At 30.2% G+C, this 25,979-nt stretch carries 30 protein-coding genes; 13 read left to right on the plus strand and 17 right to left on the minus strand.

Going from position 1 to position 25,979, the window contains the following annotated elements; translation table 11 throughout:
• The first annotated feature begins 77 nt into the window (after nt 1-77).
• From ACTTA6_RS03215 to ACTTA6_RS03230, 4 genes are read left to right on the plus strand one after another with little or no spacing between them, the layout of a single operon-like run.
• The gene (locus ACTTA6_RS03215; protein ID WP_440614477.1) at nt 78-1,673 is read left to right on the plus strand and encodes a GMC family oxidoreductase; all 1,596 of its coding nucleotides are present in this window, start codon (nt 78-80) and stop codon (nt 1,671-1,673) included.
• The gene (locus tag ACTTA6_RS03220; RefSeq protein ID WP_075506621.1) at nt 1,673-2,266 is read left to right on the plus strand and encodes a TerC family protein; all 594 of its coding nucleotides are present in this window, start codon (nt 1,673-1,675) and stop codon (nt 2,264-2,266) included. Before ACTTA6_RS03215 ends, ACTTA6_RS03220 begins: the two co-directional genes overlap by 1 nt.
• Complete coding sequence (locus ACTTA6_RS03225) at nt 2,266-3,024, plus strand: SDR family NAD(P)-dependent oxidoreductase (RefSeq protein ID WP_440614478.1); 759 nt, start codon at nt 2,266-2,268, stop codon at nt 3,022-3,024. The genes ACTTA6_RS03220 and ACTTA6_RS03225 overlap by 1 nt, the downstream gene beginning before the upstream one ends.
• Nucleotides 3,009-3,812: a M23 family metallopeptidase gene (locus tag ACTTA6_RS03230; RefSeq protein ID WP_440614479.1), complete on the plus strand. Its 804-nt coding sequence runs from the start codon at nt 3,009-3,011 to the stop codon at nt 3,810-3,812. Before ACTTA6_RS03225 ends, ACTTA6_RS03230 begins: the two co-directional genes overlap by 16 nt.
• Here ACTTA6_RS03230 and ACTTA6_RS03235 read toward each other — a convergent pair.
• Entirely contained in the window at nt 3,809-4,408 is a 600-nt protein-coding gene (locus tag ACTTA6_RS03235) for a LysE family translocator (protein ID WP_440614480.1), read from the minus strand. The genes ACTTA6_RS03230 and ACTTA6_RS03235 overlap by 4 nt on opposite strands.
• 52 nt (nt 4,409-4,460) lie before the next feature.
• Here ACTTA6_RS03235 and ACTTA6_RS03240 point away from each other — a divergent pair, with 52 nt between their 5' ends.
• The 3 genes from ACTTA6_RS03240 to ACTTA6_RS03250 are packed head-to-tail and all read left to right on the plus strand — an operon-like array spanning nt 4,461 to nt 7,051.
• Nucleotides 4,461-5,321, plus strand: a complete 861-nt coding sequence (locus ACTTA6_RS03240; protein ID WP_440614481.1) for a DMT family transporter — start codon at nt 4,461-4,463, stop codon at nt 5,319-5,321.
• A 13-nt stretch (nt 5,322-5,334) separates the two neighbouring features.
• The gene (locus ACTTA6_RS03245) at nt 5,335-6,111 is read left to right on the plus strand and encodes a fumarylacetoacetate hydrolase (RefSeq protein ID WP_440614482.1); all 777 of its coding nucleotides are present in this window, start codon (nt 5,335-5,337) and stop codon (nt 6,109-6,111) included.
• Between the two features lie 58 nt (nt 6,112-6,169).
• Nucleotides 6,170-7,051, plus strand: a complete 882-nt coding sequence (locus ACTTA6_RS03250) for a DMT family transporter (protein ID WP_440614483.1) — start codon at nt 6,170-6,172, stop codon at nt 7,049-7,051.
• Here the strand turns inward: ACTTA6_RS03250 and ACTTA6_RS03255 are convergent.
• Complete coding sequence (locus tag ACTTA6_RS03255; protein WP_440614484.1) at nt 7,048-8,352, minus strand: NAD(P)/FAD-dependent oxidoreductase; 1,305 nt, start codon at nt 8,350-8,352, stop codon at nt 7,048-7,050. The two genes, ACTTA6_RS03250 and ACTTA6_RS03255, sit on opposite strands and share 4 nt — an antisense overlap.
• Nucleotides 8,353-8,391: 39 nt before the next feature.
• Entirely contained in the window at nt 8,392-10,176 is a 1,785-nt protein-coding gene (gene xsc, locus ACTTA6_RS03260; RefSeq protein ID WP_440614485.1) for a sulfoacetaldehyde acetyltransferase, read from the minus strand.
• 116 nt (nt 10,177-10,292) lie between these two features.
• On the opposite strand from xsc, the gene ACTTA6_RS03265 reads away from it, so the two are divergent.
• Genes ACTTA6_RS03265 through ACTTA6_RS03275 form a run of 3 tightly spaced genes read left to right on the plus strand, consistent with a single transcriptional unit; the run spans nt 10,293 to nt 12,838 of the window.
• Complete coding sequence (locus tag ACTTA6_RS03265; protein WP_440614486.1) at nt 10,293-10,577, plus strand: UxaA family hydrolase; 285 nt, start codon at nt 10,293-10,295, stop codon at nt 10,575-10,577.
• Nucleotides 10,578-10,581: 4 nt separating this feature from the next.
• A complete protein-coding gene (locus ACTTA6_RS03270) occupies nt 10,582-11,748 on the plus strand; it encodes a UxaA family hydrolase (RefSeq protein WP_440614487.1) in 1,167 nt (388 codons plus the stop codon).
• Nucleotides 11,749-11,764: 16 nt separating this feature from the next.
• Nucleotides 11,765-12,838, plus strand: a complete 1,074-nt coding sequence (locus ACTTA6_RS03275) for a YeiH family protein (protein ID WP_440614488.1) — start codon at nt 11,765-11,767, stop codon at nt 12,836-12,838.
• Here the strand turns inward: ACTTA6_RS03275 and ACTTA6_RS03280 are convergent.
• From ACTTA6_RS03280 to mnmA, 13 genes are all read right to left on the minus strand, one after another.
• Complete coding sequence (locus tag ACTTA6_RS03280; RefSeq protein WP_440614489.1) at nt 12,835-13,914, minus strand: TSUP family transporter; 1,080 nt, start codon at nt 13,912-13,914, stop codon at nt 12,835-12,837. The genes ACTTA6_RS03275 and ACTTA6_RS03280 overlap by 4 nt on opposite strands.
• A 29-nt stretch (nt 13,915-13,943) precedes the next feature.
• The gene (locus ACTTA6_RS03285) at nt 13,944-14,078 is read right to left on the minus strand and encodes a hypothetical protein (protein WP_440614490.1); all 135 of its coding nucleotides are present in this window, start codon (nt 14,076-14,078) and stop codon (nt 13,944-13,946) included.
• A 66-nt stretch (nt 14,079-14,144) separates the two neighbouring features.
• Nucleotides 14,145-14,495, minus strand: a complete 351-nt coding sequence (locus ACTTA6_RS03290; RefSeq protein WP_075506610.1) for a hypothetical protein — start codon at nt 14,493-14,495, stop codon at nt 14,145-14,147.
• A 27-nt stretch (nt 14,496-14,522) separates the two neighbouring features.
• Complete coding sequence (aprA, locus tag ACTTA6_RS03295) at nt 14,523-16,382, minus strand: adenylyl-sulfate reductase subunit alpha (protein WP_440614491.1); 1,860 nt, start codon at nt 16,380-16,382, stop codon at nt 14,523-14,525.
• Nucleotides 16,382-16,852 carry an adenylyl-sulfate reductase subunit beta gene (gene aprB, locus ACTTA6_RS03300; protein WP_440614492.1) on the minus strand — a complete coding sequence of 157 codons (471 nt, stop codon included), beginning with the start codon at nt 16,850-16,852 and terminating at the stop codon, nt 16,382-16,384. The genes aprA and aprB overlap by 1 nt, the downstream gene beginning before the upstream one ends.
• 33 nt (nt 16,853-16,885) lie before the next feature.
• Nucleotides 16,886-17,680, minus strand: a complete 795-nt coding sequence (locus tag ACTTA6_RS03305; RefSeq protein ID WP_440614493.1) for an adenylyl-sulfate reductase — start codon at nt 17,678-17,680, stop codon at nt 16,886-16,888.
• A gap of 98 nt (nt 17,681-17,778) precedes the next feature.
• Nucleotides 17,779-18,177, minus strand: a complete 399-nt coding sequence (locus ACTTA6_RS03310) for an HIT family protein (protein WP_440614494.1) — start codon at nt 18,175-18,177, stop codon at nt 17,779-17,781.
• 2 nt (nt 18,178-18,179) lie between these two features.
• Nucleotides 18,180-18,923 (minus strand): aminotransferase class IV, encoded by a 744-nt coding sequence (locus tag ACTTA6_RS03315; RefSeq protein ID WP_440614495.1) that lies wholly within the window; start codon nt 18,921-18,923, stop codon nt 18,180-18,182.
• On the minus strand, nt 18,883-19,443 hold the full coding sequence (locus tag ACTTA6_RS03320) for an aminodeoxychorismate/anthranilate synthase component II (RefSeq protein WP_440614496.1): 561 nt from the start codon (nt 19,441-19,443) through the stop codon (nt 18,883-18,885). Before ACTTA6_RS03320 ends, ACTTA6_RS03315 begins: the two co-directional genes overlap by 41 nt.
• Complete coding sequence (locus tag ACTTA6_RS03325; RefSeq protein ID WP_440614497.1) at nt 19,440-20,660, minus strand: chorismate-binding protein; 1,221 nt, start codon at nt 20,658-20,660, stop codon at nt 19,440-19,442. Before ACTTA6_RS03325 ends, ACTTA6_RS03320 begins: the two co-directional genes overlap by 4 nt.
• Nucleotides 20,626-21,840 carry an MFS transporter gene (locus ACTTA6_RS03330; protein ID WP_440614498.1) on the minus strand — a complete coding sequence of 405 codons (1,215 nt, stop codon included), beginning with the start codon at nt 21,838-21,840 and terminating at the stop codon, nt 20,626-20,628. The genes ACTTA6_RS03325 and ACTTA6_RS03330 overlap by 35 nt, the downstream gene beginning before the upstream one ends.
• A 3-nt stretch (nt 21,841-21,843) precedes the next feature.
• The gene (locus ACTTA6_RS03335; RefSeq protein ID WP_440614499.1) at nt 21,844-23,019 is read right to left on the minus strand and encodes a trans-sulfuration enzyme family protein; all 1,176 of its coding nucleotides are present in this window, start codon (nt 23,017-23,019) and stop codon (nt 21,844-21,846) included.
• A gap of 163 nt (nt 23,020-23,182) precedes the next feature.
• Complete coding sequence (gene mnmA / locus ACTTA6_RS03340; RefSeq protein WP_440614500.1) at nt 23,183-24,301, minus strand: tRNA 2-thiouridine(34) synthase MnmA; 1,119 nt, start codon at nt 24,299-24,301, stop codon at nt 23,183-23,185.
• Nucleotides 24,302-24,342: 41 nt separating this feature from the next.
• Here mnmA and ACTTA6_RS03345 point away from each other — a divergent pair, with 41 nt between their 5' ends.
• From ACTTA6_RS03345 to ACTTA6_RS03355, 3 genes are read left to right on the plus strand one after another with little or no spacing between them, the layout of a single operon-like run.
• Entirely contained in the window at nt 24,343-24,513 is a 171-nt protein-coding gene (locus ACTTA6_RS03345) for a DUF3553 domain-containing protein (RefSeq protein WP_075506600.1), read from the plus strand.
• Between the two features lie 3 nt (nt 24,514-24,516).
• Nucleotides 24,517-25,281 carry a 3'(2'),5'-bisphosphate nucleotidase CysQ family protein gene (locus ACTTA6_RS03350; RefSeq protein WP_440614501.1) on the plus strand — a complete coding sequence of 255 codons (765 nt, stop codon included), beginning with the start codon at nt 24,517-24,519 and terminating at the stop codon, nt 25,279-25,281.
• Nucleotides 25,281-25,424, plus strand: a complete 144-nt coding sequence (locus ACTTA6_RS03355; RefSeq protein ID WP_440614502.1) for a hypothetical protein — start codon at nt 25,281-25,283, stop codon at nt 25,422-25,424. Before ACTTA6_RS03350 ends, ACTTA6_RS03355 begins: the two co-directional genes overlap by 1 nt.
• On the opposite strand, the gene ACTTA6_RS03360 is transcribed toward ACTTA6_RS03355, so the two are convergent.
• Nucleotides 25,416-25,979 carry a regulatory protein RecX gene (locus ACTTA6_RS03360; RefSeq protein ID WP_440614503.1) on the minus strand — a complete coding sequence of 188 codons (564 nt, stop codon included), beginning with the start codon at nt 25,977-25,979 and terminating at the stop codon, nt 25,416-25,418. The genes ACTTA6_RS03355 and ACTTA6_RS03360 overlap by 9 nt on opposite strands.

The following is a 25,979-nucleotide window of genomic DNA, read 5'->3' on the forward strand; positions in this document are numbered from 1 at the left end:
TTAATATTGGTATATTTTAAAATTTTTAACAGATTTGTTAGAAATATAATTTTTTTAATTTATAAGAGTTCTAATTTATGAATAATTTTGATTTCATTATACTAGGAGCTGGATCTGCAGGCTGTGTTTTAGCAAATAGGCTATCAGAAAATCCTTCACACAAAGTTCTTTTGATTGAGGCTGGAGGTAAAGATAATTATCCATGGATCCATATTCCAGTTGGTTATTTTAAAACAATGCACAACCCTAATACTGACTGGTGCTACAAGACAGAACCAGATGAAAGCATGAATAATATTTCAATACGTTATCCCCGTGGAAAAACTTTAGGAGGAAGCTCTTCTATCAATGGACTTTTATATATACGAGGACAACACAGAGATTATGATATTTGGAGACAGCTTGGAAATACTGGCTGGGGTTGGGATGATGTTCTGCCCTATTTTATAAAAGCAGAGAATCAAGAAAGAGGCAAAAGTGAATATCATGGGGTTGGTGGACCTCTCTCTGTCTCAGATCAAAGAATACATCTTCCTCTTTTAGATGAGTTTCAAAACGCTGCTGAGGAATTTGGTGTACCAAAAACAAAAGATTTTAATACAGGAGACAATCATGGCTGTGGTTATTTTCAAGTAACAGAAAAAGATGGATTTAGATGCAGTACTGCTGTTGGTTATCTAAACCCTGTTAAGCATAGAAAAAATTTAACAATTATTACTCACGCTCATGTTAAAAAAATAAACTTTGAAAATAAAAAGGCAAAATCAGTTGAGTATTGGCAAGATAATGAATTGAAAACAGCTGAAGCAAATAGAGAAATTATAGTTTCTTCAGGTGCAATTGGTTCTCCTCAAATATTGCAAGTATCAGGAATTGGAAATCCAGAAAAACTAAAAAAATTGGGAATTGATATGGTTCATAATTTAAATGGTGTTGGTGAAAATTTACACGATCACTTAATGTTAAGACCTATTTATAAAATTAATGGTTTAAAATCTCTTAACAAAAAAATTAATAGTTTGTTTGGAAATTTGCTTATCGGATTAGAGTATGTTTTTAAAAGAAGTGGTCCAATGACTATGGGAGCAAGTCAGCTTTGTATGTTTGCAAAAAGTGATCCTTCTTTAGAATTACCAGATTTACAATGGCACGTTCAACCAATGAGTATGGATACATTGGGAGCTACAAAAAATCACGATTTTCACGCGTTTACTCCAACTGTTTCTAATATAAGACCCACAAGTAGAGGTCACGTAAGTATTGTTGATAAAGACTCGCGTGTTTACGCAAAAATAAAACAAAACTACCTATCAACTGATCACGATAGAATGATTGCTGCTAAAGGATTAAAATTGACAAGAAAAATTATAATGGAATCTGAAACTTTTAAGAAATATACACCTGAGGAATATAGACCTGGTATTCATATTGATGATGACGAGGAATTAGTAAAAGAAGCATCAAATTTTGCACAAACCATCTTTCATCCTGTCGGTACATGTAAGATGGGACAAGATGAGATGTCAGTAGTTGATGAAAAATTAAAAGTAAGAGGAATAGAAAATCTTAGAGTTATTGATGCATCAATAATGCCTAACATTACTTCAGGAAATACTAATGCACCTACGATTATGATTGCAGAAAAAGGTGCTGACATGATACTACAACAATAATGTTTGCAGAATTTTTTACTCCCGAACAAATTGCTATTTTAACACAAATAATTTTTATTGATTTAGTGTTAGCTGGTGACAATGCCATTATAATTGGAATGGTAGCCTCAAAATTTCCAGTTGAACAAAGGAAGAAAGTTATATTTTGGGGAATTGGTGGTGCAGTAATATTGCGGATAATATTAACGTTACTAACAGCTTATTTGTTACAAATTACAGGACTAAGGCTTATTGGGGGAATTTTACTCCTTTATATTGTTTACAAACTTTATGTTGATGTAATCAAAGGCTCAGATTCAGAGGAAGATATAAAAGTAGACAACTCAAGTTTTTTAAAAGCAATTTGGACTGTTTTACTTGCTGATTTTACAATGAGTTTAGATAATGTTTTAGGTGTTGCTGGTGCTGCAGGTGATCATTATGGATTACTTGTATTTGGATTGGTTCTATCGATTGTTTTAATGGCAACTGCTGCAACATTAATTTCTGGATGGATAAAAAAATACAAATGGATTGCATGGGTTGGGTTATTGGCAATATTAATAGTAGCTGTTGAGTTGATTTATACAGATATTAAAATAATATTCTTTTAATGTATCTTCAAAAAATTAATCTTAAAAATAAGTACGCACTAGTTACTGGTGCTGGTAAAGGACTTGGGAGAGCTTGTTCTATTGCACTAGCTGAAGCTGGAGCAACAGTAATAGCATTAAGCAGAACTCCATCTGATTTAAATAAATTAGAAAAAGATATTAAAAAAATTAAAGGTAAAGTAATCAAAGTTCCTTGCGATGTGATGAATTATGAAGATCTAAAAGCAAAATTAGAAAAAATCAAAATTATTGATGTTTTAGTAAACAATGCTGGAACTAATATTCCTGAACCTTTTGAAAAAATTAAACAAAAAAGTATGAACTACTTGGTAGATTTAAATCTAAAAGCTGCATTTAATGTTGCACAACTAGTAGTTAAAAAAATGCTTAAAAATAAAAAGAGACCTGGCTCTATTATTAATATGTCTTCTCAATTAGGTCATGTAGGTATGGGTGGGAGAAATGTTTACAATATGACTAAATTTGGAATTGAAGGTTTGACAAAAGGTATGGGTGTAGAGTTAGCTAAAAGAAATATAAGAGTTAATACAGTAGCTCCTACGTTTGTAGAAACTCCAATGGTTAAAAATTTTTTTAAAAATAAAAAATTTAAAAAACTAGCACTTGGAAATATTCCAATGGGAAAAGCAGCAACTGAAAGTGATGTCGCAACAACAGTTTGTTTCTTAGCCTCACCTGCTTCCTCAATGATAACTGGAACATCAATTATAATAGATGGTGGATGGACAGCTCAGTAATAAATAGATTTTTTCTAATATTTTTCTTTTTTTTTTCAACTGCAAACGCGATAGAATTTCAAGGTAAATTCTTACAAGGTCATTTTATTTTAGGAAAGACAAATCCTGGTGCTAAGATAATTGTTGGAAAAAAAGAGGTAAGAGTATCAAAGGATGGTTTTTTTGTTTTTGGTATTGATAGAGATCAAAAATATGATCTTACTTTTACAAAAATCTTTGATGGAAAGAAATCTACAATAACCAAAAAAGTTTTAAAAAGAAAATACAATATTCAAAGAATAGATGGCTTAGAAGAAAGCAAAGTAACCCCACCCGAGTCAGTCTATAAAAGAATTAAAAAAGAAAATAATGCAATTGGTGAAGCAAGAGCAATTAATTCTGAATTACAATTTTTTAAGCAAAAATTTATAATGCCTGTTGAAGGAATAATTAGTGGTGTTTATGGGAGTCAAAGAATTTTAAACGGTAAACCTAGATGGCCACATTATGGAATTGATATAGCAGCAAAACAAGGGACAATGATTAAATCATCTGGCTCAGGAAAAGTTACAATGGCTGAAGATGATTTATATTATACTGGCGGTACAGTAATTATGGATCACGGTCATGGCATATCAACAATATATTCACATTTAGAAAATGTTTTAGTTTCTGTTGGAGATTTAATTAATCAAGGAGATATTATTGGAACAGTCGGATCGACAGGAAGATCAACTGGACCTCATCTTGATTTTAGAATTAATTGGTTTCAAATTAGATTGGACCCAATGTCTGTTTTGGAAAATTAATAAAAAAACATCCAAATACCAACAAGAATTAATATAAATCCACCAATTTTATTTAAAACTTTTAAATATTGTGATGCTATGAATTCTCTAAACTTGCCAAATACAAATGCATATGAGCTATCAAATATTGTAGCTACAATTATAAAGATAATTCCAAAATAAATTATCTGATAGCTAACAGGTTCATTTATATTAATAAATTGAGGAATAAATGCACCAAGGAACAAAAATATTTTTGGATTAGTTAAAATCACTATTAATCCTTGGAGAAAATATTTTTTTTCAAATTTAGTTACTTGAGTTTTGTTTAAATCAATATCTGACTTAATTGTAATTACTCCAAGTGAAATTAAATAAATTGAACCTAGAATTCTTACATAATTAATGATCACTTCTAGAAAAGGAGAAACTATCTCAAATCCAAGTGCTAATAAAAATAACAAAATTAAAACGCCAACTTGGGTACCAAAAACGTTTAATAATCCTGCTTTTACACCAGATCTTAAAGAATTAGCAATTATCAGACTAACAGTGGGGCCCGGCACTATCACTATTAAAAAACTTGCTATAACAAAATATAGTAATACAAAATCCATGACAGTCTGGATTAATCAATAACAACTTGAAATAAAATTTAAACAAAAAAAAATGAAATTTAAATCAAGAGAAACACTGGGAATTATTTTTGCAATAATTGCTTACTTTTCATTTTCAATCCTTGATGCAATTCAAAAAACTGCAGTTATTCATTACTCTATATTTCAATTATTATTTATCAAATATACTTTTGTACTTTTGTTAGGCTTGATAGAAGCAAAAAGAGCTAACAATAATAATTTTTATAGATCTAATAATTTAAAACTTCAAATTATAAGAAGTCTACTATCTATTTTAGAATCTGGTTTTTTTGTTTTATCTTTTAAACACCTGTCTTTAGCAAACGCTCATAGCATAGGTGCACTAGCGCCTATAATTATAGTTGCATTATCTGTATTTATTTTAAATGAGAGAGTATCAATCAAAACTTGGATAGCAATCTTTATAGGTTTTATTGGAGTTTTGATAATTATTAGACCTGCATCTGATGTATTTAGTGTAAATTCTTTTATTCCATTGCTAGCAGCTTTTTTTCTGGGTCTTTATCAAATTGCAACAAAAAAAATAAGTGAATATGATGCTCCTGAAGTATCCTTGTTCTACTCTTCTTTAGTTGGGATTGTTATAACCTCAATAATGGCGTTTAATTTTTGGCAACCTGTTAATTTTAATTCTTTATACTTCTTTGTGCCAATTGGTTTATTTTTTTCATTAGGTATATACTTCCAAATATTGGCACTTAAAAATGCAAGAGCTAGCATAATACAACCATTTCATTATACTTTAATTTTTTGGGCAATAATTTTTGGATTTTTCTTCTATGATGATGTTCCAGATTTATTTACTATTATAGGTGCAATAATAATTACAACTTCAGGAATATTTGTTATTAATCAAACATCAAAAAAATAAATTAAAAATTCTTATGACAAAAACACTTAAAGATAAAATTTCAGATAAATTAGTTAATGCTTTTCTTAATAATAAAATTATCTCTCCTATACCTAGTAGATTTACAAAAAAACTTGCTGAGGCGGATAAATTTAGAAAATTATGTGAAAGTAAAATAAAAGATCCAACAATAGGTTTTAAAGCCGGTGGAACTGGCATTCCGTTAATGAAAAAATTAAAAGAAAAAGAGCCTTTTATTGCATCTGTTTTCAAAAAAAACTTAATAAAAAGTGGAAAGAAAGTAAAAATAAATAAATATGCTTTAGGTATTGAACTTGAAGTTTGTTATTTAATCAAAAAAACTTTTTTCACTTCAAAAGGTAAGCTCACGAATAGTAACGTAACTAAATATATTTCACACATGGCACCATGTATCGAAGTAGTTGGATATAGGCAAAAAAGAAAAGGTATTACTTCTTTTGGAGATTTAAGTAGTGACTTTGGAGGTAATATTAAATTTTTGATTGGTCAAAAGAAAAAATTTAAAAAAATTAACATAGGTAATTTAAAAACAAATATTTCAAATATAAAAGCTAAGCAAAGTGTAGATGGAAACACAAATGCTGTTTATGTAAATCCAATAAATTCATTAAGATTTGTTTTAAATAAAGTTAAAAAAGATAAAATTAATTTAGACAAAGATTTTTATGTTTTTACAGGATCCACAGTTGGGGTTGTGCCTATTATAAAAAAAGGAACATATACAGCCAAAATTGATAAACTTGGATCTGTAAGAGCAGTTATTTCATAATATTATAATCATAAGGATAATTTTATTCATAGAATACGTGTGTAAAAATTAGCTAATCATGAATAATATTATTCTTTTTATAATAACTCTTTTTTGTTGGTCACCCACCTGGTATCTAATTAAATTTCAATTAGGCTATGTTGATCCACTGGTATCTGTATTTTATAGATTTTTAATAGCTTCATTTATAATTTTTATTTTTTTAATAATTAAAAAAGAAAAATTACAATTTTCAATTAATCAGCATTTTTGGTTTTTGTTTTTTGGAATTTGCTTGTATTCGGTAAATTATGTTTTCTTCTATTTGTCTAACACTTATTTAATTAGTGCTTTTCCAGCAATTGTATTTTCAACTGTGGTAATAATGAATATAGTTGGTGAAACTTTCTATTTTAAAAAGAAGCCTTCTATAAAAACTTTAATTGGAGCATCAATTGGTATGGTGGGTATTTTGATAATTTTTAATGATGAAATTTTTAATTTTAGTTTTAGCGAAGGAACTCATATAGGATTGTTTCTAGCTTTGATTGGAACATTTAGTGCATCAACAGGTAATATGGTTCACCAAAGAAACTTAAATAATAATTTTCCTCCAATACAAACAATAGCATATGCTATGTTTTATGGTTCAATTGTTACACTGATAATTACAAAATTTAGAGGAGCTGAATTATTATTTGAAACTAGTTTTAGCTACATCTCTTCACTGCTTTATCTTTCAATTTTTGGTTCAATATTTGCTTTTGTATCTTATTTAAAGTTACTTGAAAAAGTTGGACCTGGAAGAGCTGGTTATGTTGGTGTTGTAATGCCCGTTTTAGCATTAATTATTTCAACAATATTTGAAAATTTAGAATGGCAATATGATCTAATAATGGGTCTTCCGATTTTAATCATTGGCGCTGTTCTTGTGATAAATCAAAAAATTAGAATTAATTAGATTTCTGATTTAGCTCTCAAACGTTCATAAACTAATCTAGTTTTTATTCCTAAATTTAAAAATGGTTGCGGTGGCAACCAAGTAGGTTTATTCCTCGCTTCTATTGTTTTTATTTCACTAGTACTTTCATTAATCGCTTTAAGAGCAATTTGTTCACCAAATAAAGTTCCTACACCAATACCTGAACCGTTATAACAACCAGCGGCAAAAATATTACTATCAATTTTTTCAAATATTTGAGAACTATTCCTTGTTCTTGATACTATTCCAGACCAAGATGATTTAATTATATCATTGGGTAATTGTGGAAATCTTTTTTGTATTCCAAGTTTCTGATTGAAAGATCTTTTTTTAAGAGTGGAATTTGACATACCAAATGGATTGTGGACTTCTGCTGTGTTTCTTATCAAAATTCTTCTATCTTTTGTCATTCTAATTGTTGCGCCCATTGGCCTTACAGGTAGTACACCCCATTCTTTTGGTTCACCAATAGATTTAAATTCTTCATCAGATAATCTTCTTGTCATGCTCGCAGTTAATGTAATAGGAAAATTATAATTTGATTTTATCCCTAGTGATTTTAAGAAACCATTCGTAGCAAAAATAATATTTTTTGATTTAATTATTCCATTTTTGAAATTACAAAAAATGAAATCTTTATTTTTATTCCAATTTAATAAACAAGAATTTTCATACAAAAAAACATTAGTAGGAAGAGCATCAATCATTGCTCTAACTAATTTTCCTGGATGTATTAGAATACCACCGTTTGTGTAAAGTCCGATATTATAAAAACTAGTACCTAATTTTTCAGACAATTCTTTGTTTCCTAATAAACTGTGTTCAAAGCCTAACTTAGATAATGTATTTGAAAAATTTTCTAAAATTTTTTTATCTTCAATTTTTGATGAAGCAAAATATTTACCACATTCATTCCAATCACAATCTACTTGATATTCTTTAATAAATTTTTTTACTACATCTACTCCTAATGAATAAATATCAGCTTTCTTTTTGTAATTTTGTAGTTCTTTATTTGATGTAAAACCATCGTTCAAAGTTGTATCAACCAAATAACCAGAATTTCTTCCACTAGCACCCTCACCTGCTAGTTGGGCATCTGCTAGTATAATTTTTAAATTTGAATTTATTTGAGCTAATTTTCTTGCAGCAGACAGACCTGTGTAACCAGCACCTATTATTAACCAATCACACTCATCGTTTGATATAAGAGACTTGATGTTTGTTCTTGGATTAAGGTCATTAATCCAACTACAGCTATTATCGTTAGTCACTTCCATGAAGTGACTTTACGATAATTGATAAATTTTTAAAAGATTTTAAGAGTTTAATGAAGGTTGTTTCTTCATATCTGCTTTGTTGATACCAGCAACTCTTACCGGTTTCTTCATCGCATCTCTTCTAAATGGTTCTCCAAGTTCTTGGTTTAGAATTACTTCTATAAATGTTGTAATTCCTTTCTTTTGATCTTCACAAGATTGCTTGATTGCATTTGTTGTTTCTTCCATTGTTCTAACAGTTACACCTTTTAAACCACATGCATCAGCGACTTTAGCATAACTTAATTCAGGGTCTAACTCAGTTCCAACAAAATTGTTATCAAACCATAGAGTAGTATTTCTTTTTTCTGCACCCCATTGATAATTTCTGAAAATTACCATTGTAATTGCAGGCCATTCTTCTCTTGCACATGAGCTCATTTCGTTCATGCTAATTCCAAAAGCGCCATCTCCCGCAAAACCAATTACTGGAGTATCAGGGCAACCAATTTTTGCACCTAGTATAGATGGAAATCCATAACCACAAGGTCCAAATAAACCTGGTGCTAAATATTTTCTTGGTTTTTCAAAAGTTGGGTAAGCATTACCAATGGCGCAGTTATTACCAATATCACTTGAAATAATTACATCATCAGGCATACCAGATTGAATTGCTCTCCAAGCTTGTCTTGGTGACATTCTGTCTGCATCTCTTTCTCTAGCCTCTTTATTCCAAACTGTTCCCTCATCATCATCTTCATGATCTAAACTTGAAAGTTTTTGCAACCATGCAGATTTTGTTTGGTGAATTAAATCTTTTCTAGCTTGTCTATCACTATCTCCAGCGTTTGAAGATAGTTTTGCTAAAATTTGCTCCGCAACTAATTTTGCATCACCACTAATTCCAACTGTTACTTTTTTAGTTAAACCAATTCTATCAGGATTAATATCTACCTGAATGATGTTTGCATTTTTTGGCCAATAATCAATTCCATATCCTGGTAAAGTTGAAAATGGATTTAATCTTGTACCTAGTGCTAAAACAACATCAGCTTTTGAAATTAATTCCATTGCAGCTTTAGAACCATTATAACCTAAAGGTCCTACTGCTAGGGGGTGACTTCCTGGAAAACTATCATTATGTTGATAACCAGAACATACTGGTGCATCTAATTTTTCAGCAAGATTTTTAGTAGCATCAATAGCTCCACCAATAACAACACCAGCACCTGAGAGTATTACTGGAAATTTTGCATTAGATAATAAATCAGCAGCTTTAGAAACAGCGTCGTTACCTCCACCTTGTCTTTCTAATCTTACAATTGGTGGTAAATCAATATCAATAACCTGGCACCAATAATCTCTTGGAACGTTTATTTGTGCAGGGGCTGAGCCTCTTATAGCTTTTTCAATTACTCTGTTTAGAACTTCTGCCATTCTTGATGGGTCTCTAACTTCTTCTTGATAACAAACCATGTCTTTAAACAGGTTCATTTGTTCTACTTCTTGAAAACCACCTTGGCCCATAGTTTTATTTGCAGCTTGTGGTGTTACTAATAATAGAGGTGTGTGATTCCAATATGCAGTTTTAATTGGAGTTACTAGTCCTGTTATTCCTGGTCCGTTTTGTGCAATAACCATAGACATTTTACCTGTAGCTCTTGTGTAACCATCAGCAATTAAACCACCATTTGTTTCATGGGCTACATCCCAAAAAGTAATTCCTGCATCAGGAAAAATATCTGATATTGGCATAAAAGCAGAACCGATAATTCCAAAAGCGTGCTCGATACCATGCATTTGTAAAACTTTTACAAAAGCTTCTTCTGTTGTCATTTTTGTCATAAGACTAGAACCCCTCTAAAGTATAATTATTAAGAATTTATAAAATTCGTTTGTCAATTTTCGCGATTAATATATAAGATTTTCTAAATTTCAAACAAACAATTCGACACAACATTATGGCTACAGACATCATTATACACGACGAAAAAGACAACGTAGGAGTAGTTGTTATTGAAAAAATCACTCCAAAACAGGACTGCTCTTGCTGGATTATGGAAAATGACAAGACAGTTAACATTCAATCTGAAGATGAAATCCCTCTAGGACACAAAATTGCAATGAACGATTTAAATGAAGGTGACACTATTATTAAATACGGTCATGATATTGGTAAAGTAGTCAAATCAATAAAAAAAGGTGAACACGTACATGTTCACAACGTTAAAACAAAGAAGTGGTAGTAATATGGAAATCCCAAAAAGTTTTTTAGGTTATAAAAGAGAAAATGGCAGAGCTGGAACAAGAAATCATGTAATCATTTTGCCTGTTGATGATATTTCAAATGCTTGTGCAGAAGCTGTCGCAAACAATATTAAAGGCACAATTGCGTTACCTCACTCGTATGGAAGATTACAGTTTGGTGCTGATTTAGAGTTACATTTTAGAACAATGATAGGTACAGCAAAAAACCCAAATGTTGCTGCTGCTATAATTATTGGCATTGAGCCTAAATGGACTAAAAGAATTGTTGATGAAGTAGCAAAAACTGGAAAACCTGTTGAAGGATTTAGTATTGAGGGTGCTGGTGATATTGAAACAATCATGAAAGCTTCAAAAAAAGCTCAAGAATTTTCAATGTGGGCTTCTGAAAAACAAAGAGAAGAATGTCCAATAAGTGATCTTTGGATTTCAGTAAAATGCGGAGAGTCTGACACTACTTCAGGTCTTGCATCTAATCCAACAGTTGGAAATTTAATGGATAAATTAGAGCCATTAGGAGTTCATTTATGTTTTGGTGAAACTTCAGAACTTACAGGTGCTGAAACTGTTTGTGAAAAAAGAGGTAAAACTCCAGAAGCACAAGAAAAGTTTAAAAAAACATGGAATGAATACAATAATTTCATTTTAAAAGAAGCAACAGATGATTTATCAGAAAGTCAACCCACTGCAGGAAATATTGCTGGAGGACTGACTACAATTGAAGAAAAAGCATTTGGTAATTTCCAAAAAATAGGATCAAGACAATTTGTAGATGTTTTAACACCTGCTGAAGAACCACAAAAAGGTCCAGGTTTATATTTTATGGATACTTCTTCAGCTGCAGCAGAATGTGTTACTTTGCAAGCCGCTGGCGGTTTTAATGTTCACTTATTCCCAACAGGACAAGGAAATATTATTGGAAACCCAATTGAACCAGTTGTAAAATTAACAGCCAATCCATTAACAGCAATCAGCATGAAAGAACATATCGACTGCGATGTTTCTAAAATACTTTCTAGAGAAATGAATTTGGATCAAGCTGGTGATGAACTAATTAAAGCAACTATTAGAACAGCTAATGGAAGGTTAACTTGTGCTGAAGCTTTAGGTCATAGAGAATTTGTAATGACTAAGCTTTACAGAAGTGCTTAATTAAAAATACTTCTTTATGGCTAAAAATAAGTACCTGGTACTTTTGCCTGGTATTATACTTGCGTTTGTTCTCTACACATTATCTCAAGGCTTTAATAATATTATTGGTATTGAATTATTAGGATACGAAAAAAGTCCTATATCCACTGCAATGATAGCTATCCTATTAGGAATGTTCTTTGGAAATGTTTTTAAAATAAGAGAAAGTTTCATAAGAGGTTTGGATTTTACTCAAAAAAATATTTTAAAACTTGGAATAATTTGCCTAGGTATTCAACTAAAACCTTTTGAGTTTCTAGAATTTGGTGCAATTGCTATTCCTTTAATAGTAATTTGTATCGTAAGTGTATTGGTAGTCATTAAACTTTTAATCAATAAATTAAAGATTCCTAGAAATATGGCTTATCTAATTTCTATCGGAAGCACAGTTTGTGGAACAACAGCAATCATGGCAACTGCACCTGTAATTGGTGCCAAAAAAAATGAGATATCTTACGCAATTGCAAACATCACTTTATTTGGAATTCTTTCAATGTTGATCTACCCATACTTTGCAAATTTATATTTTAATGGTGAACCACTTCTAATCGGTTTGTTTTTAGGAACTTCTATACATGAAACAGCACAAGTAGCAGCCGCTGGATTGATCTATGATCAGCAATTCAATAGTCCAGAGACTTTAAATGTAGCAACAGTTACTAAACTAATCAGAAATACTTTTTTGATTATAATGATACCATTATTTGCTTATCTTTATAACAGAGGACAATCTAAAGAAAAAAAATACTCAATAATTGATATTTTTCCCTATTTTGTTCTTGGGTTTGTTACAATGATTATTATTCGAAATGTTGGTGATCAACTTTTTATTTCAAACAACAGTGAACTTTGGTTTAACACTGTGGATGGCATTAAGTCTTTTTCAAAAATATTCCTAACAATGGCAATGGCAGCAATTGGTATGTCTACCAATTTAAGAGATATAAAAGATATGGGATATAAACCTTTTGTGGTTGGATTTGTGGGAATGGCTACTGTTGGAATTGTTTGTTTAGGGACTATTGAGTTATATCTTTATTTATTCAATTAAGATTTCAACAAAATTTGTTTTTTAAGATTTGAAAAAAATCTTCTAATAAACGCTGCTGCTACACCTAAAAATATTGCAAACATAATTGAAAATAATCCATAAAAGAATGGCATCTCATTAGAAAAATCTAAAATAAATTGTGAGAAAAAATTTAAATCTGAAATTGCAGAAGTGGTTGTTGCATTTGTATCATGATCTGCAAAAAATGAATCATAAGCAATTGCAATACCAACTGCTAAAATCAAAATAGCCATCAATGCTCGTAATCCTGAGCTATCAATTTTCTCTCCTAATTTTTGTCCAATCTGAACACCAATTATTGATCCAATAACAAGTAGAAAAACTAAAAGTAAATCAATCGAACCATAATTAAATGAATGCAGGAAAGTAACAATTACACTGACAAAAATAGTAACAAATAATGAAGTTCCAGGAACAAGTTTAGTTGGCATTTTAATTATATAAATCATTGCTGGCACTAATATAAATGCTCCACCTATTCCCATTATTGCAGCAATAAAACCAACTACTAAGCCAATAACTATTGGAGTAAAAATACTTTCATATAATTTTGATTTTGGAAATCTCATTCTTAAAGGAAGACCATGGATCCAATAATGAACATGTAATTTTTTTTTAACTAAAACATTTCTTTTAGCTTTATCTATTTCACCAAGACTTTCGACTAACATTAAAGATCCAATGATTGCTAAAATATACATGTAAGCTAAAGAGATTACGGTATCAATTTTTCCAATACCTTTGAAATAAGAAAAAGTAAAAATTCCTAATGAGGTACCTATAGCACCACCAATGACAATCATTAAACCCATTTTGTAATCTAAAGTATTTTTTAAATAATGTGTTGTTGAACCAGAAACTGAAGTAGCTAAGATATTGTTTGCTTCATTTGCAACTGCGTATGCAGGAGGAATTCCTAAAAAAATTAAAAAAGGTGTCATTAAAAAACCACCACCCACTCCAAACAATCCAGAAAGGACACCAACGATTGCGCTTAATATAAGAATTTCTATTGGATTAACAAAAACTTGCGCGATGGGTAAAAATACATCCATTTAAATAAATAAATTGTTTAAAAAACAACTTAGTTAAAAGTAATAAAAGTTCCAACTATAATAACTCCCCAATAAGCAGCTAGACTTAAAAATATACCTGTTTTCATTAAAGAAACTTTTAAGCTAGTTAGTTTATTGAAAATTTTTACGTTAGAGATTTGCATTAAGTGCGTCATTACACCCAAAGAACAAATTGTCAAATATTATTTTAAAAATTAGATAAATTTTTTTTAATAGATCGTTGCACCAAAAACTTTAACCATTTCATCCTCAACACCTAAAACTAACCTTCCCAAAAATTCTCCTGGTATTTCTTTATTGGTCTGTTTTATCAGAACGGTTATATGCTCTCCTCTTCTAAGACACCCAAAAGGCTCGAAAGTTTCATGAAGATTAGTGATAAGCTTATTGTTAGCCCATTGTTTTCCAAGCTCTACCTCATTAGCTCCAAAGAGCATCTGAGTTGAAAAATCTCTAGTAAATCCACCGTAATCTTTAAGGTTTGAAGATTTTACAAGGTTGAACCAAATAGGTTTAGCCAACTCATATATTTCATCATCTTTTTTTGATAAAATATCCATAACTTATCTATTTATAATTAAAGTATCTTAAGAAGCTTTTTTCTTCTCGTTCTCATCCACGATGTGGTAGACAGGAACCTTCTCCATACTAAATTTACCAGTTTTTGGATCTCTTCTAGAAACTGTCAGACAATGCCAATTATCATCATCAAGTTTCATATGATCTCCTCTATAATAGTATCCTGGCCATCTAGTCTCTTCTCTAAATAAAGTATGTTCAGTTACACACTGAGAAGTTAAAGCTCTATGTTTCAATTCCCAAGCTCTCATCAATTGGTGATAATCTTCAGCGCCAACATGCTCAAGATCTTCTTGAAGCCATTCAAGCAATTCAAGGCCTCTTTTCAACATATTGCCATTAGTCATATAATTAGATGTAATTCCACCTACATATTCATCCATAATCTTCTGTAGTCTTTGTAGACCTTGAATTGGTGATATATAGCTAGGAGAAACAGTTCCACCAGTGATTTCGTTTTGTGCAACAGTGAAGTTTTCAAGTGGTTTGTAGACCATAGCTTTGAAATCCTCACATTGTTTGTCTGAAACCTTAACCCCTTCAGCTTTTTTATCTTCGATATACTTAACAGCAGCTTTAGCAGCTAATCTACCCTCTGTGAAAGATCCAGATGAAAACTTATGAGCACTTCCACCCACAGTGTCTCCAGCGCCAAATAATCCGTCAATTGTAAGCATTCTGTTATAACCCCAGAAATATTCAGGTGGAGATAAATCTTCAGGACCGCTTACCCAAGCTCCTGAACAAGTAGCGTGTGAACCCATTACATAAGGTTCTGAAGTTGTTAATTCAGGATTAGTGTATTTAGGGTCAATATTTTGAGACGCCCATACCACAGCTTGACCAACAGTCATTCCTAAGAAGTTCTCCCAACCAACTGTTTCTAAGTGTGGATCTTGGAAAGCTTCAGTTGTAACCATATGAATTGGTCCACCACCAGCAGCAACTTCTTGAATGAAAGCATGATTTCTTAAACAAGTAGGTGTTGGGTGATGATCAATATATTCGCCAACTAATTCTTTAGTTTGATCATACCATTTCTTCTCATAATTTTCCCCATTAGCGTTCTGGGTATACGTTTTTAAGTGTAAGAAATAAGCTCCAACTGGCCCATAACCGTCTTTAAATCTACATAACACAATTCTATTTTCCATTTGTGTCATTTTAGCGCCAGCAGCAATAGGAAGAGCATATGCTGAACCGTTACTCCAAGGGGCATACCAAGTTCTACCCATTCCTTCTCCAACTGCTCTTGGTTTGAAGATATGAGAAGCACCACCAGCTGCAACTATTACAGCTTTTGCTCTAAAAACATGAAAATCACCTGTTCTCATGTTGAAACCAACAGCTCCACCAATTCTATTATCTTGTGACTCATCCATAAGTAAATGAGTGATCATTATTCTATTATAAATTTTGTCAGCAGATTTTTTTGCCGCCTCAGCAACAATAGGTTTGTAACTTTCACCATGTATCATGATCTGCCATTTACCTTCTCTTAAATATCTTCCAGTTTTTTCATTTTTCATCATTGGAAGACCCCATTCATCAAACATGTGAACAGTAGAGTCTACGTGTCTAGCCATGTCGTAACCTAAATCTTCTCTAACCATTCCCATTAAGTCATTTCTCGCATATCTAACATGGTCTTCAGGTTGATTTTCTCCCCATTGCATTCCCATGTAACAATTGATTGCATAAAGACCTTGAGCAACAGCTCCACTTCTATCTATGTTTGCTTTTTCTACACAAACAATTTTCATATCTCTTCCCCAGTGTCTAGCTTCGAACGTAGCACCTGTTCCAGCCATACCACCACCAACAACTAATATATCGCAATCTTCGTAATGTGTTTTATGTCTAGCCATTAGTAGTAAACTCCTTTTTTAAACGACCCTTTTGGAACTGATGGTAATTCACCATCAATATTTAAACCTTCTGGCTCAGTATAAAGTCTTTGTGAATTAATCTCACCTTGGTTTGGTTTGTCACCTTCAGCAAGTTTTGGAATAAATTTACCCCATGGCTTTGTAGTAATTGGAGAAACAAAGTTTTTCTCTGTTCCATTTCTAAATTTGATCTTCCATGAAATTGTTCCTTTTTCTTCTTCTCTTCTAACTCTAACGCTATGACCCATAGGAGCAAAATCAGCATAACCTCTTACGTCTATTGCATGATTTGGGCATGCTTTTACACATGAATAACATTCCCAACAAAAGTTAGGTTCAATATTTTTTGCACGTCTGATATTTTCATCTATGTGCATAATATCTGATGGACAAATATCTACACAGTGACCACAGCCATCACATCTTGTCATGTATACAAAAGTTGACATAATTATTTATTCTCCTTTTTTAATTTTATCATATTAATAGTGTTTAGGTTGCTCTCTTTTAATACCTAAACCAAACTGTTCAGGCGCGTCAGCAGGAGGAGGTAAGTTGTCTCGCGAACCATCTGCTTCTGCTAAATTTTTTTGGATTGCTGCACCAGGTTTATAAAACATGTGTGCAAATTTAGACCAGTAAACTCCTCCAAATAAAACTAAATTTGAAAGGACAAATAAAGTCAAAAATAAATAAGATAATCCTGCTTGACCATTAGATTGTGTGTAAGACCACAATAAACCAAAAGTAGAACAAGCTAATAAAGCTAAAACAAATAAATCAGCTTTAATTATTCTGTACCAAGGATGCGCTTCCGCAGATACATCTACTCTTAAAAAAAACCAAAACCAATAACCACCAACACATGTAAGTATTGCGCCTACATGCCAAACCATAGACCAAGTAGCTGAAGTAGATTTATCAGCTCCTGTATAACAGAATACTAAAACTGCTGATGCAACCCAAAATAATATTGTTCCATACATACCAAGAACATGTGCAAGTCTTCTTTTTCCAAATCCAAGTTCTGCAGTTGTGCCGATATCATAAACTGTTGTCTTTGCGATAATTGAAGCTCTTTCTCCTGAACTCAATTCCTTAACAGCATTAGCTTTTGCTTTTTTGGCATTATTAAAAAAATAAGTAACGTTTTTGTGAACAATCATTTGTATAATTGTTCCTGCTGCAATCAAAATTACCATAGCAATTATGAAACTTTGCATTGCAAAAGGTGAAACAGTTTCAGCTAAAATTGAAAAAGGATTTGTAGATAACATAATTTTTAATTATTTATAAAGTTAGTTTGAGATTTTCTAGTCTAGTTAAATAAAGAGTTCAACTAAAACTATTGGTCAATATTGTCATTAATAACAACTTATGGTTTACGTTTGTAATGTTGTTTATTAGGAATTACTGATCTTACCCCACCTTGGGGGTTATCAACGTCACCTTCTCTTCTTGGTATCAAGTGTATATGGCAATGCATTATAGATTGACCTGCAATTTTACCAGCATTTGTACCAATATTAAATCCTTTAACATTAACATCTTTACTTAGAATTTCTTTTTTAACTATTTGGATAAGATCATTGCAAGCAATCAATTCATCATTTGTCATGTCAAAATAATCTTTAATATGACGCTTAGTAATTATTAAACAGTGGTGATCAGAAACAGGATAAGAGTCGTAACTTGCATAAGCAAGATCATTTTCATGAGCAATACCGCTTTTTTTTGAGTCACAGAATAAACAAGGATTGTTAGGATCTCTCATAATTAAATTAGAGTATTATATATTTTTCTAAGTTTATTAAAGGAAACATTATTTCGACTTTTCCATTTTAATTCATCTATTTTTGATACTGATGTAACTCCCTTTCCTGATCCAATAAGAATTATTTCTTCATAATCATTGATTTCTTTAATTGATACATCTTTAAAATTAATTTTAACTTTTTTACTTATAAACTTAAGTGTGTTTCCAAAATAACAATTCTTTTTTGGAGAAAATATTTTTCCATTTTTAACAAAAACTAAATTTGAAGTACCAGTTTCTAATATTTTATTGTTAGCAACTAAAGCAATATCAAATTTAGATGAGTCAACCTTACTAAGTTTTGCTAAAATTTTTTTATAATAAAGATTTTTATAATTTGGTTGAATTCTTTTATATTTAAATAATAAAAGACTAAATTTTTTTGTAAGTTTTGGTCTTTGTCTTATAGATACAGATATTAGTTTTTTATTTAAAGCAATTCGAAATAAATTGTCAGGACCTTTATAGAGTGTATTTTTCTTAATTAGATCTAAAATAATATTCTTTAAGTTTTTTTTTCTAATTCCATATTTTTTTGTAGATTTAATTAAGTTTTCGATATGTGGTTTTAACAATATTAACTTAGAAGGTTTTCCAACCATTCGCATTGTTGTAAATACACCTCTGGACCCCCAAAGATCTTTAAAGGAAACTTCTTTAAGATTACTTAATTGATAAGATTTTTTTAATAAGAGTGTTACCATTGATTGTTAAAAATGATTCTGGGTGAAATTGAAATCCATAAACTTTATCAACATTATTTTCTATAGACATTGCAGAACCTGAGATAGCACATCTCATAGTTATATCAAAATTTTTAGCCTTAAAAGGCTCTCTTAATTTTAATGAATGATATCTTCCTACTTTAAAAATTTGACCTTTTTTAAATAACTTACTCTGTTTATTCACTATGACATTGGATTGAAAACCATGATAAATTTTATTTTGTTCGACTATTTTTCCTCCTTCAGAAAATAAGATTTGTTGAAATCCCAAACAAATTCCTAGTATTTTTTTTTTACCTTTAAATTTTTTATAAATTTTAGTTGTTAAAGGATAATCTTTTGGTGAACCTGGCCCTGGTGATAGTACTATTGTTGAAGCTTTGTGAAGTTTAGAATAATTAATTTCAATAAAATCACTGCACTCAACTTTATCATATATAGAAAGTTGATGCACTACATTGTGAGTAAAAGAATCTTTATGATCAATCACATAAATCATTTAAACAAGTCTATTAATGCTTTTGCCTTTATATAATTTTCATTGAATTCATGTTTGGCATTACTATCCACAACAACTCCAGAGGCTACAGAAATTTCTGATGTATTTTTATAGTTTAAAATTGATCTAATAATAATATTAAATCTCATATCTCCATTAAATTTCATATAACCAAAACTTCCTGTGTAAATGTTTCTATTTTCTTTTTCTTGATTATTTAAAAGATTTAGAGTGCTTATTTTAGGACAACCTATTACTGAACCTCCGGGCATCATGGCTTTAATTATATCAATATTTTTAACACTCTTCTTTAATATTCCTTTAATTAAAGTAACATAGTGATAAAGATCCTTATACTCTTCGACAGTTTTCTCTTTAATAATTTTTACACTTCCTGGATTACAAATTTTTGAAAGATCACTTCTTTCCATATCTACAATCATATTATGTTCTTTGGTTTCTTTAATATTTCTTCTAAAAAAACTTAACGCTTTAGTTTTATTAAGATTTTTATTTTTTCTAAGTGTTCCAGCAATAGGTTTTGTTAAAATATTTAGTCCTTTTTTATCTATTAATGTTTCAGGTGAGCAACTTACTATAGAGTAATTTTTATCTCTAATCATAAAGGCTTCTGGAGAAGCATTAACTTTCATTAATTTCCAAAAAAAATTGATAGGATCTATATCAGATTTATTTTTATATTTTGTACAAATTTTAATTTGGTAGGTTTCACCTTGCCTAATTTTTTTTGAAAAAACATTAAAAATTTTTTCATATTTTTTGAAATCAATATTTAATTTAAAAGGTGATAATATTTTTGTAGGTTTAAAGCTGCTGTTAAACTTTTGTTTCTTAATTTTAGAAAATATTGAAATTTTTTTTCTTATTTTTATTACTGTTTCAGGTTTGTAAAATATGCCTTTATAAAAATTTAACTTTTTTTGTTTTTTAATTTTTAATCCAAGCAAATTGCATAAAATTTCGTAGCCAAAAAAACCTATAAACATATCTGTTTTTGATTTTTTTTTTGATTTATTAAAATTATTTAAAAAATTATTAATATTTTTATTTGTTAAAATAATCTTTTTAGAAAAATCTGTATAAATATTATATCCTCCACTTACCTTGTAGATAATCATAGGTTTATCTGATTGATAAAGGTCCTCTAAATAAGGATTAAATTTATGACGGTTGAGTTCTTTCAATTGCTTTTTCATTAATAGGCAAATGTATCAAACCTGCAAAAATTGATAATGCGATAGATCCGTACCATGCATAATCAAAGTTTCCTGTTAATTCATAAAAAACTCCACTTAAATATGCACCCAAGAATGATCCAACTTGATGACTTACAAATACTATTCCATAAAGCATCCCCACATACTTCGTTCCAAAAATGTGAGCAACTATCCCATTGGTTGGCGGAACAGTAGAAAGCCACAAGAAACCAAACGTAATACCAAATATTATTGAATTAATTACACTCGGAGGAAAAGAAATAAAAACAATTATAGAGACACCCCTTAATAAATAAATTGCACTCAATAAATATTTTTTACTATATTTTGTTGCCAAATATCCACTCACAATAGTTCCTGCCATATTAAAAAGTCCTATCAATGAAAGGACAGTTGTTGCGCACCAGTCGGGTAAACCTTTATCAGACATATATGTGGGTATATGTGTTGCTACTAACGCAATGTGCCATCCACATACAAAAAAACCTAAAGTTAAATAAATGAAACTTTTATTATTAAATGCTTCTTTCAAAGCCTCTCTTGCTGTTTGATTATTGTCGTCTTTAACTCCAACTGGAATTTTTGGTGTACTGACAAATAAAGAAACAATTAAACCTATCCCTATCAGAAAACAGAAGTAAAGAATTGTACTCTCCCAACCATTCTCAACAAGAGAATAGCTTACAATTAGAGGAGAAACAAAATAACCAAATGATCCAGCACAAGTAACTATTCCAGTAGCAATTGTTCTTTTTGATGCTGGATAATGTTTGGCAACAACAGAAACAGGTATACTTATTGCTGTAGATCCTAGGCCTACTCCAATCAAAATACCAATTGTATAAATGAAATAAACACCAGTATTGAAACCTATATAAAAAAGAAAGACTCCTAATAAATAAAAAAAGAAACCAATGAAAATAGCAATATTCCCTCCATACTTATCTGTAATAATTCCAAACAAAGGATTGAAAGCACCCCATAAAAATAATTGCAAACCCATTGCAAAACCAAATTGAGAAATAGTGATGTCGAGATCTGTAGAAAAATCAAAATAAAACAAACCAAATGTTTGTCTAATTCCAAGAGATATAATTACAACTAAACAACATGTAATGAGTGTAACCATTGCTGTTTTGGTTGGAAAAAAATTATTCACGATTTATTTTAAATGTTTCATTGACTGCTTAATGTCAGCAATAAGGTCGCTTGGATCCTCTAAACCAATGTGCAGTCTAACTATGTACTCGTTTTTTGCTAATTTAAGATAGCTTCTATTTCCTTGTTCTCTAACATTTTGATGTAAAGCTAAACTTTCAAACCCTCCCCAACTGTAACCGTGTCCAAATAATTTTAAATTATTTACAAATTTAACAACTGCCTTTTCACTTTTGGCTTTAATTCTTAAACCCATTAAACCTGAAGCACCTGAATAATATTTCTTCCACATTCTAAAATTGTAAGAGTCCTTTTTGTATGGATACAATAATTTTATGTTTTTAAATTTAGATAAAAATTCTGCTACTTTTTTTGCATTTTCTCTGTGCCTATCCAATCTTACATCTAAAGTTCTTAATCCTCTTGTAATCAAATAAGCATCATCAGGTCCTAATCTTAAACCTGTAACTCTTTCAGTTGCTTTTACTTTTGGAAATACCTTTTTATTAACCGCTAAACTTCCACCCATTACATCAGAATGACCTGAGTAATATTTTGTTGCTGAAACAATTGCCATATCAAAACCGAGTTTAATAGGTTTTAAAAAATATGGAGTTCCCCACGTATTATCAATTGCTGTTAAAATTTTATGTTTTTTTGCTATGGAGACAATCTTCCCTAAATCTTGAAAATCAAAAGTGTTACTTCCTGGGTTTTCTACAAAAATTAATTTAGTTTTTTTAGTAATTGCTTTTTCTAATGTCTTAAGATCGTGTGGATCATAAAAAGTTGTTTTGATATTAAATTCTTTTAAAAAATCTTGTGTCAAAAGTCTTGTTGGACTGTAAACTGGGTCAGCTGCAATAATTTCATCACCAGGTCTTGTAACACTGAAGATTGCAAGGAATACTGCTCCAAATCCAGTAGGTGTTAAAAAAGTAAAATAACTTTCTTCAAGTTTAGACAAAATTTGTTGTAAAATGTGAGTCGTTGAAGTTCCTTGTCTTCCGTAATCAAAATGTCCACCTGTTGGGTTTTTTTTTGCCTTGTCTTGTGTTTTCCTTATATCTTGCATCGATTTGAATATAATCGTTGATGCACGTACAATTGGTGGATTAACTGACTGATTATGAAAATCTTTCGCTGTATGTTTTAAAAATGTTTTAAAAGAATTACTCATAATAAAATTTGATATGTTTAAAAGACAATGCTATATCCCGTAAAAAACGTCAATAAATTAATAAATAGGACTAAATGAGTTATCCGAAGAAACATAGGGGTCGAAGAAAACAAGGCTCCAAAAAGAGAAGAGCAAAAAGAAAAAATAAGAAGAAATAATTCTTTTATTCTTTAATCCAACCACCACCAAGAACTCTATGACCAAATTGGTCTTTGCTATAGAATACGCATGCCTGTCCTGGAGATATTCCATCCTCTGGATTTAATAGATGAACATTTGCAGTATTATTATCTTTTAAATCTACTTTTGCCTCAAGAAGGCTACCTGTTGATCTAACCTTTACAAATATATTTTGATCAAGATCTTTTTTATCAGTTAATAAATTTAAATCTTTTAAAGATATTTCTTTTTTTCCAAGGTATTCTTTAGATCCTACTACAATTTCATTTTTATCTGAATTTATTTTTAAAACATATAAAGCTTCTTTATCTGAAACCTTAATTCCTTTTCTTTGTCCAATTGTAAAATTAATAATACCATCATGAACACCAATTACTTTTCCATCTAAATTTTTAATATTCCCTTTTTGAAAAGAGTCTGGTCTAAATTTTCTAATTACTGATGCATAATCTCCATTTGGCACAAAACAAATATCCTGACTATCTGGCTTATCAGCTACATTTAAATCTAACTCTTTAGCAATTTCTCTTGTTTTATCTTTTAACATTCCACCTAATGGAAATCTCAAATAATCTAATTGCTCTCTAGTTGTGTTGAATAGAAAATAACTTTGATCTCTATTTTCATCAATTGCTCTATACATATTATTGGTGTTGTTTGATGTGATATTTTTTACATAATGACCTGTAACTAATGCATCTGCTTTAAGATCTTTTGAAACTTCAAATAAATCTTTAAACTTTACTGTCTGATTACATTGAACACATGGAATTGGAGTTTCACCTTTTAAATAACTATCAACAAAATTATCTATTACTCCTTGCTTGAATTTATCTTGATAGTATAAAATTTTATGCTCAATACCTAATTTGTGAGCAACACGTTTTGCATCCATTATATCTTGACCTGAACAACACTGTTTAGATTGTGCTACTTCTTTTCCATCATCATAAAGTTTAAGAGTTATTCCAATAACTTTGTAACCCTCATTTTTCATAATCCCAGCTACAGTTGACGAGTCTACCCCACCAGACATTGCAACTACGACTGTTGTATCTTCAGGTTTTTTGTCAATTCCGATAGAGTTTAATTCTTTATTCATTAGGTGGTATTTATACTGATTTACAATATAAGTTAAATTAAATGATTTTAGATTATGAACCAGGCGACAAAGTCACTAATCCTGAGAATAAAGACTGGGGCATTGGACAAGTACAATCAATCATAAAAGATAAGGTTACTGTCAATTTTGAAAATGCAGGTAAAAAAGTAATAAATGCAAAAAATATAGAATTAAAAAAAATTGGTAAATAAAAGATGGACTTACAAAAAATTATTGAGGATTTAGTTGATACTTTTTTATCAGCAGGAAACTTATCTCTTCAGCTTAGAGAAAAAGGATTAAGTAAAGAAATTAAATCTGACAATACACCGGTAAGTAATGGTGATATTGAAGTAAATAATTTCATATCTTCTGAAATATCAAAAGTAACACCTGATATTCCAATTATTTCAGAAGAAACTTCTGAAAACAAAGATAATTCTAAATTAAAAGATTTTTGGTTGGTGGATCCTATTGATGGAACCTATGATTACATAAACAATTTAGAGGAATTTACTATTAATGCAGGTTTAATTATCAACAATAAACCTGTTGCAGGATTAATAAATGCACCTGCTAAAAAAAGAATGTTTTATTCATATGGGAAAGGCAGATCTTTTGAGTTTACTAAAGAAAAAACAATAAACCTTTCTGAGTTACCATCTAAAAGAACTGAGCCACTTAATTTCATTTCTTACAGCAATAAAATTAAACCTGAGATACAAAAAATTTATGATGAGTTAGGTGTTAAGGAGCATACTAGAATGAAAAGTTCTTTAAAATTTTGTGTTGTTGCTGCATGTGAGTTTGATGGTTATGTTGCGGAACCTAGAGCTTACGAGTGGGATATTGCGGCAGGACATGCAATTTTAGAAAATGCAGGAGGGTCTGTTAGAGACTTTAATGGGAATGAGATTTTATATGGTAAGAAAGATTTAAAAAATCCTAGTTTAATTTTAAAAAGTAAAAATATAATTTAATGGATGAGCAATTAAGAATTATTTTAATTATAATAGTATCTGTCTCAATTTTTGGATTACTAGTTTTTGTTTTTGTTAAAAATTATATTAGAAACAAAATAAATCATCTTGTTGATGAAGAGAAAAAAAGAAAATCAAAGTAATTTAATTATCTTTTCATATTCATTTTTATCAATATCCATTACTTTTTTTGATGTTTCAAAATCAAATCCGTTTCTTGCTAGTAAAGAAATATCTTTTTTATAAAACAAAGTTCTATTATCCTCTGCTCTTGCTGGACCTATTCTCTTTTTCTTGCATAATTTTATTGCTGAAAAGAAATCCTGATCAGAATTATCTTGTTTTATTTTCTCAACTGTATCCTTGATAAAACCATCATCTATTCCCTTTCCCATTAAATAATTTCTAATTTTATTTATCGAATTTCCTCTTTGGATCATACTCTTTGCTTTACTTTCTGAATAAAATTGATCATTGATAAATTTATTTTTTTCTAGATCAGATAGAACAATATCGATTAATTTATTTACATCTTTTTTTCGAGAGTCTGTTGCAGAGAGTTTCATATATTTTTTTAATAAATATGTTTTAAGTTGTTGTTTTGAAGGTGCATATTTTTCAACATAAGCAAATGCAAAATTCCTCATTTCATCAACAGTAATTTGAAGTGTTTTTCTTTTATTTCTTATAGGAATCAT

Origin of the sequence: Candidatus Pelagibacter sp. HIMB1636 (genome assembly GCF_052047675.1) — a bacterium.
Lineage (GTDB): Bacteria > Pseudomonadota > Alphaproteobacteria > Pelagibacterales > Pelagibacteraceae > Pelagibacter.

Bases quoted from the DNA above. Each gene is read 5' to 3' on its own strand.
- ACTTA6_RS03215 (WP_440614477.1), top strand. From the start codon at position 78: ATGAATAATTTTGATTTCATTATACTAGGAGCTGGATCTGCAGGCTGT.
- ACTTA6_RS03220 (WP_075506621.1), top strand. From the start codon at position 1,673: ATGTTTGCAGAATTTTTTACTCCCGAACAAATTGCTATTTTAACACAA.
- ACTTA6_RS03225 (WP_440614478.1), top strand. From the start codon at position 2,266: ATGTATCTTCAAAAAATTAATCTTAAAAATAAGTACGCACTAGTTACT.
- ACTTA6_RS03230 (WP_440614479.1), top strand. From the start codon at position 3,009: ATGGACAGCTCAGTAATAAATAGATTTTTTCTAATATTTTTCTTTTTT.
- ACTTA6_RS03235 (WP_440614480.1), bottom strand. From the start codon at position 4,408: ATGGATTTTGTATTACTATATTTTGTTATAGCAAGTTTTTTAATAGTG.
- ACTTA6_RS03240 (WP_440614481.1), top strand. From the start codon at position 4,461: ATGAAATTTAAATCAAGAGAAACACTGGGAATTATTTTTGCAATAATT.
- ACTTA6_RS03245 (WP_440614482.1), top strand. From the start codon at position 5,335: ATGACAAAAACACTTAAAGATAAAATTTCAGATAAATTAGTTAATGCT.
- ACTTA6_RS03250 (WP_440614483.1), top strand. From the start codon at position 6,170: ATGAATAATATTATTCTTTTTATAATAACTCTTTTTTGTTGGTCACCC.
- ACTTA6_RS03255 (WP_440614484.1), bottom strand. From the start codon at position 8,352: ATGGAAGTGACTAACGATAATAGCTGTAGTTGGATTAATGACCTTAAT.
- xsc (WP_440614485.1), bottom strand. From the start codon at position 10,176: ATGACAAAAATGACAACAGAAGAAGCTTTTGTAAAAGTTTTACAAATG.
- ACTTA6_RS03265 (WP_440614486.1), top strand. From the start codon at position 10,293: ATGGCTACAGACATCATTATACACGACGAAAAAGACAACGTAGGAGTA.
- ACTTA6_RS03270 (WP_440614487.1), top strand. From the start codon at position 10,582: ATGGAAATCCCAAAAAGTTTTTTAGGTTATAAAAGAGAAAATGGCAGA.
- ACTTA6_RS03275 (WP_440614488.1), top strand. From the start codon at position 11,765: ATGGCTAAAAATAAGTACCTGGTACTTTTGCCTGGTATTATACTTGCG.
- ACTTA6_RS03280 (WP_440614489.1), bottom strand. From the start codon at position 13,914: ATGGATGTATTTTTACCCATCGCGCAAGTTTTTGTTAATCCAATAGAA.
- ACTTA6_RS03285 (WP_440614490.1), bottom strand. From the start codon at position 14,078: ATGCAAATCTCTAACGTAAAAATTTTCAATAAACTAACTAGCTTAAAA.
- ACTTA6_RS03290 (WP_075506610.1), bottom strand. From the start codon at position 14,495: ATGGATATTTTATCAAAAAAAGATGATGAAATATATGAGTTGGCTAAA.
- aprA (WP_440614491.1), bottom strand. From the start codon at position 16,382: ATGGCTAGACATAAAACACATTACGAAGATTGCGATATATTAGTTGTT.
- aprB (WP_440614492.1), bottom strand. From the start codon at position 16,852: ATGTCAACTTTTGTATACATGACAAGATGTGATGGCTGTGGTCACTGT.
- ACTTA6_RS03305 (WP_440614493.1), bottom strand. From the start codon at position 17,680: ATGTTATCTACAAATCCTTTTTCAATTTTAGCTGAAACTGTTTCACCT.
- ACTTA6_RS03310 (WP_440614494.1), bottom strand. From the start codon at position 18,177: ATGAGAGATCCTAACAATCCTTGTTTATTCTGTGACTCAAAAAAAAGC.
- ACTTA6_RS03315 (WP_440614495.1), bottom strand. From the start codon at position 18,923: ATGGTAACACTCTTATTAAAAAAATCTTATCAATTAAGTAATCTTAAA.
- ACTTA6_RS03320 (WP_440614496.1), bottom strand. From the start codon at position 19,443: ATGATTTATGTGATTGATCATAAAGATTCTTTTACTCACAATGTAGTG.
- ACTTA6_RS03325 (WP_440614497.1), bottom strand. From the start codon at position 20,660: ATGAAAAAGCAATTGAAAGAACTCAACCGTCATAAATTTAATCCTTAT.
- ACTTA6_RS03335 (WP_440614499.1), bottom strand. From the start codon at position 23,019: ATGAGTAATTCTTTTAAAACATTTTTAAAACATACAGCGAAAGATTTT.
- mnmA (WP_440614500.1), bottom strand. From the start codon at position 24,301: ATGAATAAAGAATTAAACTCTATCGGAATTGACAAAAAACCTGAAGAT.
- ACTTA6_RS03345 (WP_075506600.1), top strand. From the start codon at position 24,343: ATGATTTTAGATTATGAACCAGGCGACAAAGTCACTAATCCTGAGAAT.
- ACTTA6_RS03350 (WP_440614501.1), top strand. From the start codon at position 24,517: ATGGACTTACAAAAAATTATTGAGGATTTAGTTGATACTTTTTTATCA.
- ACTTA6_RS03355 (WP_440614502.1), top strand. From the start codon at position 25,281: ATGGATGAGCAATTAAGAATTATTTTAATTATAATAGTATCTGTCTCA.
- ACTTA6_RS03360 (WP_440614503.1), bottom strand. From the start codon at position 25,979: ATGATTCCTATAAGAAATAAAAGAAAAACACTTCAAATTACTGTTGAT.